The organism is Thermogutta hypogea (assembly GCF_055386265.1).
Map to the genome: position 1 here is coordinate 2,143,872 of NZ_AP042425.1, position 17,250 is coordinate 2,161,121.

Genomic DNA, 17,250 nt, shown 5'->3' on the forward strand with positions numbered 1-17,250 from the left:
ACCGTTCTCTAATGCGCCGGTATTCCCGCTTTCAACCCGACCTTACGGCCAACATCATTTCGAGCACCAAGAGCAACAAGGCGAGTTGGAGCAACCACTGCGCGCCCGGGTTGTAACCGGCGACGGCCTCGCCGGCCGCCGGCCGCCGGTCCGTGCCGCTCCACATCTCGACCGGCACGCCGGGCAGCACCCGATCCGGGAACTCCTCGGGCGACCAACCGGCCGGATCGCTCTCTTCGGCGGGCGGATTGACGGCGAATCCACTCGGCATACCTCGTTCGGCGACGCCGGAAGGGCGCAAGTCCGCGCGGTAAAATCCCGCCCGCGCCGTACCGTCGAAATTCCAGCGCAACATGGCCTTTTCCACCGCGGCGCCGCGACGGATCCGTTGACCGTCCGGAGTCACGATCTCGACGTCGACCGATCCGGAGAGGTTTTTCAAATCGCGTACTTCGCCGATCGTGTCACCTACCGTCACGTTGCGGCGAGCCTGCGTCGGTTCCAATAGGTATTCCAATATCTCTTGGATCATGGGCACGTAGTCCGTCCACGTCGGAAATGCCGTCCAAGTCGCATCCGCGGTGGTCGCCGTCACGATTACCCGGCCGACCGCGACGGCCTCCGTCACGATCAGCGGATCGCCGTTATCCAAAGCCAAGGCCGTCTCCGCATTCGAATCCGAAATCTTTTCCAAGCGATAATAGGCGCGTACGGGGGTCGTCAATAATCCGGCCGATTCCTGCCCTTGAAACGCCCGTAACAGGGGATGGCGGTAACCGAGAGGGTCGTTCGAAGCGGCATCGCGCCGAATGACGGGTCCCAAACGCGCCGGCAAGATGCGCCCTGCTCCCCCCTGCCCCGCCGCCAGGACCCGATTGTAATTCTCCGCGCGCACGCGCTCTCCCAGAAAGAAAGCCACGCCGCCGCCCCGTTTCAGAAAGGCGGATAATCGAGCCGCTTCGGATTCGGTAAACTCCGCAACATCGCAAAAGAACACGGCATCGAACGGCAGCAGATCCGTTTCATCGAAGGCCGCTTCGCTCACCGTCTCGACGGCCACGCGCCGAAATCCCTCCTCTTCACTCGGCTGTAGCGCGAGACGCAGATAGTCGGAGGCACCTTGAAACGGCACATTCGAAGGCCGGCCGTCGACGCACAAGACTTGCACGGCCGGCCGTACGGGCACGACCAAGCGCCGCGCGTCATCCCCTTTCAACGCATCCGGCGAAATCCTCACCTCGACCTCGTGCTCACCCGGACTATCGAAGCGGTAGCTCAGCATCGCCTCCCTCCGCCTTTCACCGTCCCAAGGGAGGATCGATTCGCGGACCAACTTGCCGTCAAGGAACCATTGGACGGAAACGGGGGCAACAAGATCCGATCCATAGCGACGAAAGACGGCCCGCCAGGCAGCCTCCTCGCCCACCGTCATCCCCCCTGATTCCAGCTCCAAATCCGTCACCGCCGCGTTGTCCTGCCACTCGCCGGAAGAGACGGACAACACGGCGAGGCGAGCCGTTTCCGCAAGGAGCCGCGCCTCGCGCTGAAGTGTCGCGGTCACGCTCACGGGGGCCGTCCCCGCGGCCGCCGGCCACGATGCCCGTTGCAAATCCGTCAGCAAGAGCACTTCGAATTGAACGGGCCGGGACGCCTCTTGCCGCGCCGCGGTGATCAATTCCCGGCACCGCGCCAAGGCCGCGGCCCAGTCGGCCCGGCCGTCCGTCGGTTGCAATCGCTGAAGTTCCTCGCGAAATGCGCGCCGGTCGAAGATCGGCCCGGCGAGGGCGAGATCGGGAACGCCCGCCGCGAGAATCACGGAAAAGGCATCCCCCGGGGCGGCTGATTCCACTTGCCGCCCCACGGCGGCCTTGGCGGCTTCGAAGCGCGTTGTTCCTCCTTCTTCCGCCGACATGGACAAGGAAGCGTCGATCACGAAGATGCGATGAGTCCGCAACGTCGCGGGAGATCCGGCGGGAAGCCCCCGCCACACCGGCTCGGCCGCCGCCAAGACCAACAAGACAATCAAGGCAACCCTCGACAAGAGTAACAGCAGCTCCTGCAAGAACAGCCGCAACCGCCTGGGACGATAGGCGGCAAGCAGAAACTCCATCGCCGCCCACTCCGTTTCACGGTGCCGCCGGCGACTCCACAAATGGATCAGCACGGGAATGGCCGCCGCCGCCATCCAACCCAAGAGGGCGGGCTGCAAGAAGCCGAAGGCGAGAGGACGAGTTCCCCACATGCTGATCATTCGTCAAATAACCGTTTCTCACGATACTCTTGCCGATCGCACGGCGGCCGGGGTTCGAAAAAGATCCCAATCCCCGAACCGCTCCTTGAGCAAGAAGCAATTCCAACCTTTATGTCAACCGCGGCCGCGTCTGGATCTCGTCAGCAAGTATTGCGTCAACACCCGATCGAGCGGCCAATCCGTGCGAATCAATAGGTAATCCACACTCAGGCCGCGGCACGTGGCCCGCAACTGACTGAGAAACCGCCCGAATTCACGCAGATAGGCCTGCCGCAGAGATCGCGGGTCCGCCGATTTTTTCGGAAGACCTTCCAGCCCTCGAAACCGGATCGGCTCGCGAAACGAGAACTCCGTCTCTTGCGGATCCAAGACCTGCACCACGATCACGTCGTGCCTGCGATGTCGCAGATGCCGCAGCCCGTTCGAGACGTCGGCGAGCGGCGCGAAGAAATCGCTCATCACCACGATCAGGCCGCGGCGGCGGTAGCGTTCCGCGGTTTCATGGAGCACATGCCCGAGCCCCGTCCTTCCCCCCGGGGAAGCGGCCTCCAGGGCCTGCACCACATCCTTGAACCTCCCCGCTCCGGCGTCGGGTCGCAGCACCGTTTGGACCTGCTCGGCAAAGACCGTCAAGCCCACGCGATCCTGACGGTGCAGCACCAGGTAGGCCAAGGCGGCCGCCGTGCATTGGGCGCACTCCCACTTGCTCCAAGGCGCCCGCTCGCTGCGATAGCGCATGCTCTCGCTGGCGTCGACCAACAAGCCGCACGTCAAGTCCGTCTCTTCCTCGAATCGTTTGAGATAAAACTTGTCGGTCCGCCCGAAGACCTTCCAATCGAGATAACGCAGATCATCGCCCGGCGAATACTCGCGGTGCTCCGCGAATTCGACGGAAAAACCGTGATACGGGCTACGATGCCGTCCGGCCACGTAGCCTTCCACGATCGCTTTCGCCCGCAGCGTCAAGCCTTCAAGCTTTGCCGGCAGTCGGGGATCCAAGAACTTTGGGAAGTATTCCACGGGCGGTCAATTCTTCATCCGGCAAAGGGATCGTGTGCAAGAGGCGGCGAATCAGATCATCGGCACGGACGCCCTCGACTTCCGCGCTGAAGTTGAGAATGACGCGGTGGCGGAGGACGGGCAAGGCCGCAGCGCGGAGATCTTCCAACGTGGGATGTGTTCGCCCCTGAATCCCCGCACGAGCCTTGGCCGCCGATACGAGATACTGCCCCGCTCGCGGCCCGGCTCCCCAAACAACGAAATCGCGGACGAACTGCGGCGCGGTTTCGACTCCCGGGCGAGTCGCTCGCACCAGTTGCAGGGCGTAGCGGGCCACGTGATCGGGGACGGGAATCCGCCGCACCAACCGCTGCATGGCCAGGATTTGTTCCCCATCCAAAACCGGCGCGATCTCCGGCTCCAGGTCCGCCGTCGTCCGCCGAATGATCTCCAACTCGGCCTCATCATCCGGGTAGTCCACCAGGATGTGGAACATGAATCGATCGAGCTGAGCCTCCGGCAGGGGATAGGTGCCCTCCTGCTCGATGGGATTCTGTGTGGCCAAGACGTAGAAGGGCTGCTCCAAGGCATGGCGCTGCCCCCCCACCGTGACTTGATATTCCTGCATCGCCTCCAGCAGGGCCGCCTGCGTCTTCGGCGGCGTGCGGTTGATTTCGTCCGCCAGAATGATGTTCGCAAACAAGGGGCCCGGAACGAACCGAAGCTCGCGGGTGCCCGCCCTCTTGTCCTCTTGGATGATCTCGGTCCCCGTGATGTCCGAGGGCATCAGGTCGGGTGTGAACTGAATGCGATTGAACTTCAACGAAAGGGCTTTCGCCAATGTGCGAATCATCAACGTCTTGGCCAGGCCGGGTACTCCCACGAGCAAGCAATGTCCCCGCGCAAACAGGGCCGTCAACAATTCGTCGATGACGTTCTGCTGACCGACGATCACTCGTCCCAATTGGGCCTTCAGCCGGTTGGCGGCTTCCGCCAGTTGCCGCAGACTCTCCGTATCATCCATTTCGTTTTTGTTTTCCCAAATTCGTGAGGGCATGCCCCGGAAGGCATGCGTCGGTCGTATTCTCCGCTTCTCGATGTCTTCGCCTCTCCGAAGACCGGCACGCAACCTGGCGGACGGCAGAACCTTCTTCGACGCCGCCTGGAATCACGATTCCCCGATTTCGCCCCTTTCCGCTCATTCTGCAAACCCCGGCGCCGCGCTGTCAACCAATCGCACTCGTCCGCCGACCGCATTTTGCACGACCGTGAGCGTCCTGTCCGATTCACGGAGCGTGGGCGTCGATAACCGGTATCAAAGGAGCGGAAAAGTCCGGCTTTTGGTTCCGCGAGAACCACTCCTCCAAAAGCAACCGCCGCTGCGTCGGCGCGGCGGTGCGGTTGCGGTCATTGCGGTCCGGACCGTGTTCCACGCTCCAGCCGTCCCACTCGCGGAATGCGTGATAAGCCCAATCCCAGCCGTACTCCTCGAACAGCTCGATACAGTCTCGCAGATAACGGTAAGCGCTTTCATCCGGCGCCCAGCGGATGGCGCTGAATTCTCCGATATAGATGTGGACCCCGTAATCCCGTTGATAGCGAATCACAGGATCGAGGATCTGCCGCAGCACCTCTTTGTCATAGTACTTTCCGCCGATTTCGCCGGGGTAGTGCAAACCCACCGCCGAATCGTACACGCCTTGATGCGTGAAAGCGTGCGGTTGATACATATGGACGCTGTAGACGATTCCCGGCACGTCCAGGGGTTCAAACCAGTCCAGGCCTTCGGGACTTCCCCACGGCCCCGGTTCCACGATGATGGCGTGGTAGGGATCGAACTCGCGGACGCGCCGTGCCGTCACTTCCGCCAATTCACGCCAGCTCATCAGTCCCTCAGCGACCGCTCCCTCCACCGGTTCATTCACCAAGTCGTATCCCCATACGGCCGGATGCTCCCGGTACCGCGCGGCAATTCCCTCCCAAATCTCCAAGAAGGCTTCCTGAAACTCCTTTTCGTGAAACATGCGGCATTCGGCGGCTGCATTGCGTCCTCCCGGAGGCGTGTGGATATCGATGACCGCCAAGATTCCCGCCCGGCGGCAAGCCTCCAATCCCTCATCCAGACGCTGCAAGGCGGATTCCAGCCAAAGGCGATACTCCGCGACCCCGACGCTATCTGCGGGACTACGTGGGAATCCACCCCAAATCAACTGCCAACGGACGTGGTTGGCCCCCCAATCGCGCCCGAATTCCATCAGGTCTTCGTCCGAAACACGCGGTCCGATCATCGCGCCGCGAAGCCGCGGCAGAGCATGTCCTTTGAATACGACTTCCCGCGGGGATTGCGACGGCGCCGACCGTTGCCGGCCGATGACGCGCACTCGGACGTCATCGAACCACGCCTGTCCCGTGACAGCCTCCAAACCCAAGATCAGCGTCACGTTCCGGGCATTTGCGGGGACGGCAGCCACGTGTTCATGCGTCTTCCAATCCCATCCTCCGCCCGGCAGATTTCGTTGCGGCCAGAGGGTGCCGGTCGGCGTGTCGATCTTCAACATGCACTTCACGCCGTTATACGGCTGCGGCGGCTCGGCAACGTCGGCCGCCTTGATTCGGGCCGAGACCCGAACGCGCGTTCCCTGCAATTTCTCCACCGGCAAGCTCAGTTGCACGCTCCGCGAACCGCGACCGGCTTCGGGGGGAATCACGACGTGCAAACACCATCCTTGTTCGGGATCGCGAACCAAGGCCAGGCCTTCCCCTCGCTTGGGTTCCCAAGGTCCGGGCAAGTCCGCGAGGCGCGATCCATCCACGGGCGCGGACGGCTCGAAATCCGCCCAAAGAATCTCGGATTCATCCATCGCATGGGTGCTCCCGGCAGGCAGACATACCACTGGTATCCCGAAGAAAAACAGGAAGACGCAACGAAATAGCGGGACCCTTCTCACGTTCTCGACTCCTACAATATTCCCCAAAGGTACGGAGGCGGCGTTTCCCTGATCAGAAGATTACCACGTCCTCCCTCGCAACCCATGCTTTCCCCTTGCCCCCGCAGTCGTGCCCGCCGCGTCCGGCTTCCTATCCGCATTCCCAACGTGCTCTCCCGATTTCCGTCATTCAGAGGGCGGGCCCCCGGCGGAAGCCTCGCCGACATCCTCCGGCACGATCTCCGTCTCGAAAGCGGCTATTTCCGTGGCGCCGACAAGGAACAGCGTATCGCCGGCAAAAGCCATATTTCCCCCTCTCAGGCCCCAAGGTTCCAGAGACATGACTTTCACGGGACGACCGGCGGAGACGTCGAAAACATAGATCGCGTCCTCCGTCGGCCAGTAGACGCGATTACCGGCGATCAGCCCCCGTCCGACGCCCATCGGCTCCTTGCCCTCCGGCCAAACAAGCGAGACTTCCCCGGTATGCGGTCCCATCGTCTCCAAAAGATAGAGTCGATCTCCGGATGCGACCAAACGATCCCCGACCACGCCTAGAAGGTACGTAACTCCCTCCAATTCCGTCTCACTCCACCACAATACCTGGCCGTTCGCGGCGTCCAAAGCGAAGACGTAACGACTATCGCGGGGAGCCAGATACAAGACGCCGTTGTGATACAGACAGGGCGAGGGCGATCGATAGCGAAAGATTTCGTTGCGGCTCAAGTCGCCCCGAGAAATTCGTGGATAGGTCGTCAACCAGCGGATGTTTCCCGTGCCGGCCGACACCGCCGCCACGCAGCCCAGATTGGTGGACACGTAAAGCGTGTCGCCGTGGAGGGTCGGCAACAGGTGGTCCATTTCATGAAGCAGGCCCCGCCCGGGTGAATCCGCCGCGCAAAGGAACCTCTGCCAACGGTTCTCTCCTCGATCCGCGGAATAACAGGCGAGGTAAACCTGGGAGGGGATGTCCGATCGCCGCAACAACACGAACACACTGTCTTCGTGGACCAGCGGCGGCCCCTCGAAGGCCCATTCGCGGCCCGGCGGCGTCGCTTTCCACAAGAGCCGCCCTTGCTCCGCGAGATCCACGCAGACCAAGAAGTTCTCCGGCACCTCTCCGCCGCCGGTCAAGACGGGAGCAACGGTGACCGGCAAACCCATCCGAGCAAACAATCGCCTCCCGGCGATCGTGCACGAGAATCGCCCCGGTTCCAAAGTGTTGTACGGCAAGCCCTCCATCAAGCCGGGTTCCGGGAAATCCACCACCACGGGTCCCTCCAGCCCCCACAGCGGCTTCCCCGTCCGAACGTCCCATGCCAGGATTTGCCGAGATGTTGCGACCCAAACGCGATCGTCTGCGGCGGCCGCAAAGTAACTCAACGGAGCGTCCGCGGGTTCGGTACCGCTGCGGACACCGGCCGGCTGGATCCACGCATTGATGGTGCTGACAGGCGGCGGCGGCAAGCTCGCCCTCCATTTCGGTCGCACAATCTCGAAAGCGCGCGGGAGTATCTTGGAACGCGCATCGTTTCCCGCGAAGGTCGGCCAGTCCGCGGCGACCGGCGGCAGCGGTCGGGCGCGGATCTCTCCCAACAAATCCTGCAACACGTTCACATACGCCGTCTCCCGCCCCGCAAATCGTCCCGACTCCGTTGCGAATTTCGCTGTGAACTCCCGCAACTCGCGCTCGGCACGCGCGACGTCACCCTCGAGGATGGACGCCAGAACCAAACGAGCCAAGACGGCCGGCTGTTCGAAGGAACAATCCGCCGTTCCCCACCACGTGTCGCCGCCGGGCGCAGGAAGGAGACGCAGCCAATGGCTGCGGGCGGCCGCGGGATCACCGTCTTGAATCGCCCACTCGCCGAGCAGCCACAAAGCCTCATCCGCCCAACTGCTCGCAGCGCCCCATTCCACCAAGCGCGTCAATTTCTCGTGGTCGTGCTCCGCAGCCGCTTGCCGATACCATACCTCGAACGTGCCGTCCGCAGAGCGACGATACTCCCGGAGAGCCTCCGGCGGCATCCGCGACAGCAATACTTGACCGTACTGTCGCAGCGGCACATAGCGCGGCGATACCCCCGGCATATTCCGCGTGATGGGCACCAACTTGTCGTCCGCGCCCTCGATCAAACGCAGCAGATTCGGCAGGGCTTCGGCGTCGCGTCCCGCGGCAAGGGCTTCCTCCACCTGCCGCAAGCGTCCGCGCAACGCACTATCGATTTCGTCCACGCGGGGCCTTCCCGTCAGTTCATAGACCGGCCCCACCGACGGGATCACCACTTGCCCCCGGACCGATGCCGCAGCGAGGAAAGCCATACAGCAGATCCAGACCGCACAGGTCGAAAACAGGAAGCTCCGGCGACGCCGCACCGGACGAAGCGACGGAACGATAACGCGAAAGCGGCCCCCTCCCGCGACTGTTCGATAATCAGACGGCGGAATCATACTTTCCCTCGAACCAACGCAAACCGCCCTCAAGCTGTGTTTCGGCTTGCTTGCCGCTCGCCGGTACCATCTCCCCCATCGGAACGGCTAGCAGGGCTCATCCACAGGCAGTGACGGCTTCGTAAAGGGCGCGAAGATTCTCGGAGGTAACCCCCGGCGGCGTTCCCCCTCCTGCGGACCAAAGCACTCGCCGGCGGTCCTTCACGGAAGCCTTCGCCTGTTGTACCGCCTGAACGACGTCCTGCGGCGTGCCTCCCGCCAAGACATCCCTCGGCGGGATATTCCCCACCAGAACTAATTCATCCCCGGCCAGCGCACGTATTTCCTCCAACCCATGCTCGTGCGAAAAATTGAAGGCGTTGAAGCCGATGCGTTCGGCGTACTTCGCCGTAATCAGGCCGTGGGCGTCGTTGTGCAGCATTTTCACGGGCACGTCCAACGCCGCGAACACCTGCCTCATGAAAGGACAAGCGAACGTTTCAAAGTCTCGCGGCCCCACAAATCCGATCAAGTCGTCCAGAACCAGAACCCCTTCGATGCTGGGAAAGCATTCCTTCTGATAGCGAAGCCAATCCACAATAAAGCGGCTGACTTTGTCCAGCAATCGTAGGGCACGCTCCGGTTCGGACCGTAGTCCCAACAAAAATTCCGTCTGCCCCAACAGATAGGACGCGATGTTCATCGGACCGCGGCTGACTGCAAAACGGATACGATGGCCTGCCGCCTCGATGCGACCCCGGCAATGTTGCAGCCGTTTGATGACCAGCGGCAGCAGCCCATCCGTTCGGCAATCGGGAACGGTAATGCGGTCCGTTTCCTGCCAACTCAGCAAGACGCGCTCGGCGTGCGGAAAATCATTCTCGTGAAAGCGGCATTTGACACCGAAGGCGGACGGCTCCGTACACATCCCGTATTCCGCCCAGAAGCCGGGCAGAAACCACATGCCGGGAAAGTCCCGCATGACCTTCAGATTGGCGGCCAGCCACGTTTCGTCGTCCGTGAGATATTCGAGAATGGTCGTCCCGAACCACCCGGGTAGCCACGGGCAATCGATAATCAAACCGACCGGCTCCGGCACGACCGCTTCGCCGCGAACCAACCGCAACATATTCTCCCACTGATCGTCGCGCATGAGATTCCCCTTCTTCACCGGGCGGATCCCGGGGAAAGAATAACCTCCCCCGTCCCTCAATGCCCGAGACGGGTGGCGGGACGCGAGCGTCTTCAACCGCGCGCGTCCTGCCGACAGTCACTTGAGTCTCATCCTAACCCTTCGGCCGAGCGTTGCCAAACCGCACCCGGCGATTGCGCACGGCGTTGTGACAAGGATCGAGCGTCGCTTGTCCGCCGGGAACGACCATTCGGTCCGCCATGCGACGATGGGAAACTCCGTGCCGCGACAGACCCTATTGCGACGGATAGCGCGAAAGCCGCCCGCTCGGTGTAAATTAAGAAAAAGACCCCACCCCCATGCCGGGGTCGTGCGTATCAGTATTGTCCGCCGTGGGACGCCAAGTACCTGTTGCTCCGCCGAGGCCGAAATGAACCGTCACGACCAGACGGCCTCCGACGATCACGTCATGCCGGTCGATCCACACTCGAATCACACTTCCGCGGTGCAGACGCTGCGCGCCGACGAAGGCGTGCCGCGTCCTTGGTCCCGCCGCGGCTACCTTCGCACATGTCTTGCAACCATCGCCTACGCGATACCCAAGCTCAGCTTTGGGCTGGGGATGTCGATCTTGGGTTGCATCGGGGGGCTGTGGGCTTTCTTGAGCTTGCGGTTTTCCGTACCGAATACCTCCCTGGGCAATCGACTGCAATTCCGCGCCGGCCGGCTCGCGGAATTCACGGAAGAGGGCGTCCACACTCGATTTCGCGACAGCCACGGCGTTTGGATCGTCTGCCTTCGCGTCGGGGGCACCCGGCGATTGATGGCCTATCGGGCGACGTGCACGCACCTCGGTTGCTTGACCCTCTGGTCCGAAGCGGACGGCGAATTCCACTGCCCCTGTCACGGCAGCGCCTTCAATGCGGCAGGCGACAACCTCCGCGGCCCGGCGCCGCGCCCGCTGGACCTCTGTGCCATCCGAGCCACCGGGGACGGGTACGTGGAGATCGATGCATCCCGCGTCTTCCGCCGCGAGGTCGGCCGGGGCCTGCCCTCCGATTGCTACGTATTGGTCTAGACGGACTCATGCGACTGATTCAACGGATTCGCCGATCCCAAGTCTACCGCAGCGTGATACGACATCCCGCCCCCCGGGATCGTCGGAACCGCGCGGCCGTCGTTTTGACGAATCTCGTGCTCCACCTGCACCCCGTGGCGATCTCGCGCCACGCCGTACGAATCGGCTACACCTGGTGTCTCGGCGGCATCGCGTTTTTCCTCATGCTGGTGGAAACGATCACCGGCGTCCTGTTGATGCTGTATTATCGCCCCACGGCGAGCCACGCCTACGCCGACATGTTGGAACTGCGCGACGTCGTCTCTTTCGGCCTGGTCCGAGAAATCCACCGCTGGGGCGCCCACGCCATGGTGATCATCGTCATGCTGCACATGCTGCGTGTGTTTCTGACCGGGAGTTACCGGCCCCCGCGGGAGTTCAATTGGGTCGTCGGCGTGATGCTGCTTTGCCTGACGCTCTTCTTGGCCTTCACCGGGTACCTGTTGCCATGGGACCAGCTTTCCATGTGGGCGGTGACCGTGGGCACGAACATGGCGGGGGCCGCTCCCTTCATCGGCCACGAAGGCCCCGGTTCCGCATGGATCACCGCCGGCGGTGAACCGCTCATCACACCGCAGTCCGACGTCCGCTACCTGCTGTTGGGAGCGACCGACGTTACCGAAGAGACCTTGAACCGATTCTACGTGCTGCATTGCATTGCATTACCCCTAGCCGTCTTCGCCCTTTGCGGCTTGCATTTCTGGCGGGTACGCAAGGACGGCGGCATCAGCGGACCGTTATGAAGGACCCTTTGAACGGACACCGCCGCGGCATCGCCGCCTCGATCCTCGCTCCACGGCAACCATGATCGACGACCCGCTCCTGTTTTCGCCCCGATCCGCCTCAACCGTTACGGTTTGGCTTTATGCGCTCCTGGCGCTGGTCAACGCCGTTGCCGTCTTCCAAACGGGAAAGGCATGGCGGCGAGAGCGATCCACCGGCCGCTTCCCGCTCAGTCCGGTTTCCTTCGGCCTGTACGCGGCACTGGCGACGGCAGCCCTCGGACTGTTCTTGTTCACCGGGAGATTGCCCGGCCCGCCCGAATCCGTCAAGAGGCTCGTCGACTCCTCCCTTCGCGCGACAACCGTGTGTGTATTGTGGTGGGGCCTGCTGTTCGCATTGATCCTACTGAGGCGGCCGCTGACTTCCCCGAACAGCCGCCCCCACGTCTTGAACATTCCCGCCTTGGCGTTCCTCATCGCCTTGACCGACATCCGATTCTCCGAGCTGGTTTGGCAGCCGGACAACTTCGCCATCGTCCTGATGGTCGCCGCGACGCTGTTCTACTTTTATTCCGCATTGTCGTCCGCCGTTCGGAACGACGATCGAATCGCGCGAGGATTACCGCCGCTCGAAGGCGAGGCCAGGGAAAGGGAGAAGGTCCTCGTCTGGCCCGATCTCGTTTACATCGAATTGATCGCAATGATCGTTGTTACGACGGCACTATTGATTTGGTCCTTAGCGCTGCCCGCCCCGCTGGAAGCACCGGCCGATCCGCTGCATACTCCCAATCCGGCCAAGGCGCCGTGGTATTTCGTGGGACTGCAAGAACTTCTCGTCTATTTCGATCCTTGGTTGGCGGGCGTGGTCATCCCGGCAATACTCGTGCTGGGATTGGTCGCGTTACCGTATCTGGATCCGTCGCCCGAGGGCAGCGGCTATTATTCCATCGCGTCTCGCCCGCGCGTGGCGGGGGCCTTCGTCTTCGGCTTCTTCGGACTGTGGCTGCTGCTGATCGTGATCGGGGTCTTTTTTCGCGGTCCCAATTGGGCTTTCTACGGGCCGTTCGAGTCGCGCGACGTCCCTAAGATCGAATCCACGCGACCGCAGCCGCTTTCGACCCGGTTACGATCGCCCGGCACGGCATTCGATCGGCCTTCCGAAGAACAGCATCGGTCCGGTACGGTTGCGATCTTGTTACGCGAATGGCCGGGACTGGCGACTCTTGTCGCCTATTTTGTCGGCTTACCTCAGGTGCTGCTGCGCGGTCCGACGCGAGCTTTCCGCCGCCGCGTCGGCCTCGTCCGATACCATTTGGCCATGTTCTTTTTCCTTTTCATGATGTTCATTCCGATCAAGATACTTCTGCGGGATGTTCTTGCCGTAAACTACGTTTTGTATTTACCGGAATGGGGTTGGAATATCTGATCTTCTGGACGCTACGCGACGCGATCGGCCATGCATATTCGGGAGGAAACCCACTACAACCTGAATCGGCTCCACGTCATCTTTGCCGCGACCTCTTTGTTGTTGCTGGCAGTGACGGTCGTCTGGATCGTGCGCGACGCCCGCCGACCCTGGAAGCGCTACCAGGCCGAAGCCGCCCGTTTACTCGACGCGTTCGATTCCGATCATCCCCGGGCACCGGGACGGTCCCTTCCTCGCCGCGTGGGGCGGCAAGCAACTGACTTTTTCGGTGAGATACCTCGTCCTACATGGGACGGCGTCATCGGACTGCGCGGCATCAAGATACCCGGCTTCGACCGTGACGGTACGGTACGAGGTCGCGCGCCCATCGATCGTTGTGTCACCTGTCACGTCTTTATCGACTGGTCCTACGATGACCTCATCCCTGCTTTCGACGATCGCCGGGATTTCGCAGGCGTTGTCTCTCGCGACTTCCCATGGAGGGGCTTGTGGGAAATACCTACCGGCGCGGTCAAAATACGGCGCCCCGTCGTTTCGAATTCGACGACCTTGCGGCTTTGGTTGCCCCTTGTACCGCAATCCTCGGGAGGCGAGGTCTCCGCAAGTGCCGCGAACGCCGGTTCCAATGAGGATGCTTTGCCGACAGCGGTGGGCGCCGCAACAACGGCGTCGTCCGTGGAGGCGGCTTGGGCACGTTGGGGACTGGTCTTCGTCGAACCGCCGGCCGGCGCTTCCGGCGCGATGGTCGTGCAAACCGCCCCACGCTCTCCCGCCGCCCTGGCCGAACTGCGTCCCGGTGACGTCATTCTCGAAATCGGCGACACGGCGATCACGAGGGCGACGGAAGTGGTGTCGGCACTCGAAGACTGGTTGCAGCGAGCCGGCGGACCTTCGCCTTCGGGTCGGCTTCAGATGCGAGAGTTCCCGGCCGCCGCAGCCCCGCAACGCCGTGCCCCGTGGGTCCAATTGACGGTGAGGCGCGGACATCCCAATCCGCCGGCCGGTCACCCGCGACCCGATCTGTACCTTTCGGCCGAGAGCCCTCATCCACTCCCGGAATTCGGTTGCACGATCTGCCACGAGGGGCAAGGTCCGGCGACGGAGTTCGTCCACGCCGCGCATTTCCCGACATCCGCCGCACAGGCCCGGCAGTGGCAAGATGCGTATTCTTGGCATCCCGAGGAAAGCTCGCCGTACCCCATGACGCCGGGTCCCTTTCTTCAGCGGAGTTGTGTGGCTTGTCACCGGCACGTCTTCGACCTGGCGGAAACGGGAGATCCCGTGCGGCCCGCCGCGGGCAGATTGCTCGAGGGACGGCGGGCCTTTGAACGCTACGGCTGCTACGGATGCCACGACGTGACCGATCCCAATTCGCCCCATCCCAGCGATCCGGACATCCTTCGCGAACCACCGTATCGGGGAGCCGCCCTCCAACTCCTGACACTCGATTCCTTACCGCAGTCCGTACGACAAGCCGCGGTCGCCTACGTCCAGGGTGTCGAAGACGAAAATCTGCGGCAAAACCTGGCGGCGGGCGTTGCCGCTTGGTTACGATCGGCGTCGCCGGCTCGCCCGACCGCGGCGGAAGACGCGGCCGACAATGCTCACGACAGCCTCGGATCTCACGACAGCCCCGGAGAACCGTACGAAACGCGATTCGCCCTCACGGAGGCGGCGCGTCTGCTGCGGGTGCTAAGGTCCGACCGCCGTGAAGACATGATCCCGCCGCGTGGCCCCAGCCTGCGATACATTGCCCAGCGGCGCGACCTCGCGTATGTGACCCGCTACATCGCAAACCCGACGGCCGTGCGTCCGGACGCCCGCATGCCACAGTTATTCGGTTTATTGGAACACGCCGACCCTCGGCACGCTGGAAAGTTACGCGAGTACGAAGACGTTGAGATCACGGGCATGGCGGCATATCTGACGGCCGGGTCGCCCTCCCCGGAATCCATGTCAGGGGTCCATGCACCGAGCGCAACACCGCGGAGCCTTGCGTCCCAGGAAGATGTGGATGAGGCATGGGGAAGACGGCTGTTCGCGACGCAAGGTTGCCTGGCCTGCCATCGACACCCCGACTTCCCCGAGGCACAATCGACATTCGGCCCCGATCTTGCCGGCCTGTCGTCCCGCTGGAGTTCCACGACGGCTCGGCCCCGCAACGACGGCGATCGATCTTGGAGTCGGGCGGACGACCTCGAGAATCTTGTTGCGTGGTTGGATAACCCTCGGGTGTTCAATCCGCATAGCCGCATGCCGCGACCGCAATTTCGCTCCTTCCACCGGCTCGCGGAGCCGGACGGCGAAGCCAGCCTATCCGGTCTCGTGCCCGACGACGCCGCGGCCGCAGCTTCCGGAATCAGAGGCCGCGATTGGGATCCTTCCGCATTCATCGACGCTATGGCCTCCGATGCCCGGCGGCAAACGATTCTTCGCGCGTTGGCCGCGTATCTGCTGTCCCGCCCCGATTCCGCAAGCTCCGCCGGTCAGGGCGAGGATTCGCCCGGACCGAATCCGTCTCCGTCCGACGCCGCCGTCGACGGCGTCTTCCGCGAGTATTTGGAGAAGCAAGTACCGGACGAGCTTCTCGCGGAGGCTTTGACGCATGGTCTGTCCGACCGAGCATGGGACGTCGTTTCCCCCGCCGCTTGGGCCGATCTAAGGGAAATCACGGCCCCGCTCGATCGCGGCAAGAAGCTGCGGTATATCGGACGCCGCGCCCTGCGGCGCCACGGTTGCCACGGTTGCCACGACATCCCCGGCTTGGAGGACGCCGGTCCCATCGGCCCTCCGCTCGTGAATTGGGGATCCAAGCAGCCCTCCCAATTGGCCTTCGATCACATAAGCGACTATCTCCGCGAAACATCGGCCGGCCGCGAGGATACCGTCGTCCTGTCGCACCATGACGGCCTGCCTCTGCTCATGTTGGCGACCAAGCAGCGAGAGGGCTGGCTCTATCAAAAACTGATATCGCCGCGAAGTTACGACTATCGCTTGGACGACGCGAAGGGCTTCCTGGAACGCCTCCGCATGGGACGGTGGTCTTTTTCTGAGGAAGAGCGCGCGGCCTTGGTGACGTTCGTCACCGGTATCCGTCGCCCCGCCGTTCCGCCGAACCTTCGCCCCTCCGAAACGAGGACCGAGGTCCTCGCTCGCGGGCGCGCGCTGGTCGAGCGTCTCGGCTGCGACCAATGCCACGTGTTGCACCACGAGACCTGGCGAGTCGAGTGCGAACCGAAAGCCCTTCTGCAATGGAACGCTAACGGCGAGATGGATGAAGTCTCGATCGCGCGCGCCCGTTTCAACGAATCATCGTTTCTCGACCGCCGTGGTTTGCTCACGCTGGATCTTGTCGGCTCACCGCAGCGCGACGCCGCCGGAGAGATCGTAGTCGAGGAGGACGATCGGGGACGTCCGCTCTACTTCTTCCGCCTTCGACGTCCGGTCCTGATCGAGGGATCGTTGTGGCGAGTGGAGAGCGTTCCCGTACCGCTCGCCGCGCCGCAAATCACGGCGCAGTCGCCGGCAACCGGCGGTGCGTTCGCAGACCTTCTCTATCCCATGCTGGTCCGATCAGCCGCGGCGGAGGGAATAACCGTGGGCGAAAACGAGGCCTGGGGGTGGACTCCGCCTTCGCTGGCTCATATCGGAGCCGCCGTGCGGGGGGACTGGCTGCGACGGTATCTGCTCGCGCCTTATCCGATCCGCCCCAACGTCCCATTGGCCATGCCGCGCTACGATTTGACGAGTGAACAGATCGACATTTTGGTTGCTTATTTGCAGGCGATCGCTCAAGCCCCGCCTGAGCGGACGCCGCCTCGCGCCGCTCGACTGGCGGACATCGCCCGAAAACGGAGCGATCGCCCCGATTATTTGGAGAAGGCCTTCGGCATCCTGACGGACACCACGACCTACTGCGGCAAGTGTCACACGCCGGACGGACGTCCCGCCCCCGGCTCGGCGTCGATCACCGCCGCGCCCCGGCTGGATGCCGTGGCGGATCGCCTACGCCCCGAGTATCTCCGCGCATGGCTCTCCAATCCGCGAGCCGTCCTGCCCTACACGGCGATGCCGGTGCTGTTTCCCGCCGATGGAACTCCCTTGGATCGCAGCGTCATGGATGCTTCGAGCGGCGAGCAGATGGAGGCCGTTCTCGATCTGTTGGCCATATTGAGCGACTACCTGGCCGGTCTCGGTGGGCCGCACGCCCCCACCGAAAAGGCCGCGCCGTGATGCCGAAAAGAGC

10 protein-coding genes are annotated in these 17,250 nt (G+C 62.9%); 4 read left to right on the forward strand and 6 right to left on the reverse strand.

Going from position 1 to position 17,250, the window contains the following annotated elements; genetic code table 11:
• Window positions 1–31: 31 nt before the first annotated feature.
• The 6 genes from ACZ5B4_RS07700 to ACZ5B4_RS07725 all read right to left on the reverse strand — a co-directional run bounded on the left by ACZ5B4_RS07700 (window position 32) and on the right by ACZ5B4_RS07725 (window position 9,760).
• Window positions 32–2,242: a VWA domain-containing protein gene (locus ACZ5B4_RS07700; protein ID WP_464913851.1), complete on the reverse strand. Its 2,211-nt coding sequence runs from the start codon at window positions 2,240–2,242 to the stop codon at window positions 32–34.
• 123 nt (window positions 2,243–2,365) lie between these two features.
• On the reverse strand, window positions 2,366–3,271 hold the full coding sequence (locus tag ACZ5B4_RS07705) for a DUF58 domain-containing protein (protein ID WP_464913852.1): 906 nt from the start codon (window positions 3,269–3,271) through the stop codon (window positions 2,366–2,368).
• Window positions 3,222–4,274, reverse strand: coding sequence for an AAA family ATPase (locus ACZ5B4_RS07710; protein WP_464913853.1), 1,053 nt, complete (start codon window positions 4,272–4,274; stop codon window positions 3,222–3,224). Before ACZ5B4_RS07710 ends, ACZ5B4_RS07705 begins: the two co-directional genes overlap by 50 nt.
• A gap of 262 nt (window positions 4,275–4,536) precedes the next feature.
• Entirely contained in the window at window positions 4,537–6,111 is a 1,575-nt protein-coding gene (locus ACZ5B4_RS07715; protein WP_464913854.1) for a glycoside hydrolase family 5 protein, read from the reverse strand.
• 252 nt (window positions 6,112–6,363) lie between these two features.
• On the reverse strand, window positions 6,364–8,499 hold the full coding sequence (locus ACZ5B4_RS07720) for an outer membrane protein assembly factor BamB family protein (protein ID WP_464913855.1): 2,136 nt from the start codon (window positions 8,497–8,499) through the stop codon (window positions 6,364–6,366).
• Between the two features lie 226 nt (window positions 8,500–8,725).
• On the reverse strand, window positions 8,726–9,760 hold the full coding sequence (locus ACZ5B4_RS07725; RefSeq protein WP_464913856.1) for a uroporphyrinogen decarboxylase family protein: 1,035 nt from the start codon (window positions 9,758–9,760) through the stop codon (window positions 8,726–8,728).
• A 409-nt stretch (window positions 9,761–10,169) separates the two neighbouring features.
• Between ACZ5B4_RS07725 and ACZ5B4_RS07730 the strand changes: the two genes are divergently transcribed.
• The 4 genes from ACZ5B4_RS07730 (at window position 10,170) to ACZ5B4_RS07745 (ending at window position 17,237) form a co-directional block, all read left to right on the forward strand.
• A complete protein-coding gene (locus ACZ5B4_RS07730) occupies window positions 10,170–10,817 on the forward strand; it encodes a QcrA and Rieske domain-containing protein (RefSeq protein ID WP_464913857.1) in 648 nt (215 codons plus the stop codon).
• 8 nt (window positions 10,818–10,825) lie between these two features.
• A complete protein-coding gene (locus ACZ5B4_RS07735) occupies window positions 10,826–11,599 on the forward strand; it encodes a cytochrome b N-terminal domain-containing protein (protein ID WP_464913858.1) in 774 nt (257 codons plus the stop codon).
• Window positions 11,600–11,660: 61 nt separating this feature from the next.
• Window positions 11,661–13,004, forward strand: coding sequence for a cytochrome b family protein (locus ACZ5B4_RS07740; RefSeq protein WP_464913859.1), 1,344 nt, complete (start codon window positions 11,661–11,663; stop codon window positions 13,002–13,004).
• A 30-nt stretch (window positions 13,005–13,034) separates the two neighbouring features.
• The gene (locus tag ACZ5B4_RS07745) at window positions 13,035–17,237 is read left to right on the forward strand and encodes a PDZ domain-containing protein (protein ID WP_464913860.1); all 4,203 of its coding nucleotides are present in this window, start codon (window positions 13,035–13,037) and stop codon (window positions 17,235–17,237) included.
• Window positions 17,238–17,250: the final 13 nt, after the last annotated feature.

Coding starts and splice junctions, on each gene's coding strand:
- ACZ5B4_RS07700 (WP_464913851.1), bottom strand. CDS start 2,242: ATGTGGGGAACTCGTCCTCTCGCCTTCGGCTTCTTGCAGCCCGCCCTC.
- ACZ5B4_RS07710 (WP_464913853.1), bottom strand. CDS start 4,274: ATGGATGATACGGAGAGTCTGCGGCAACTGGCGGAAGCCGCCAACCGG.
- ACZ5B4_RS07715 (WP_464913854.1), bottom strand. CDS start 6,111: ATGGATGAATCCGAGATTCTTTGGGCGGATTTCGAGCCGTCCGCGCCC.
- ACZ5B4_RS07720 (WP_464913855.1), bottom strand. CDS start 8,499: ATGGCTTTCCTCGCTGCGGCATCGGTCCGGGGGCAAGTGGTGATCCCG.
- ACZ5B4_RS07725 (WP_464913856.1), bottom strand. CDS start 9,760: ATGCGCGACGATCAGTGGGAGAATATGTTGCGGTTGGTTCGCGGCGAA.
- ACZ5B4_RS07730 (WP_464913857.1), top strand. CDS start 10,170: ATGAACCGTCACGACCAGACGGCCTCCGACGATCACGTCATGCCGGTC.
- ACZ5B4_RS07735 (WP_464913858.1), top strand. CDS start 10,826: ATGCGACTGATTCAACGGATTCGCCGATCCCAAGTCTACCGCAGCGTG.
- ACZ5B4_RS07740 (WP_464913859.1), top strand. CDS start 11,661: ATGATCGACGACCCGCTCCTGTTTTCGCCCCGATCCGCCTCAACCGTT.
- ACZ5B4_RS07745 (WP_464913860.1), top strand. CDS start 13,035: ATGCATATTCGGGAGGAAACCCACTACAACCTGAATCGGCTCCACGTC.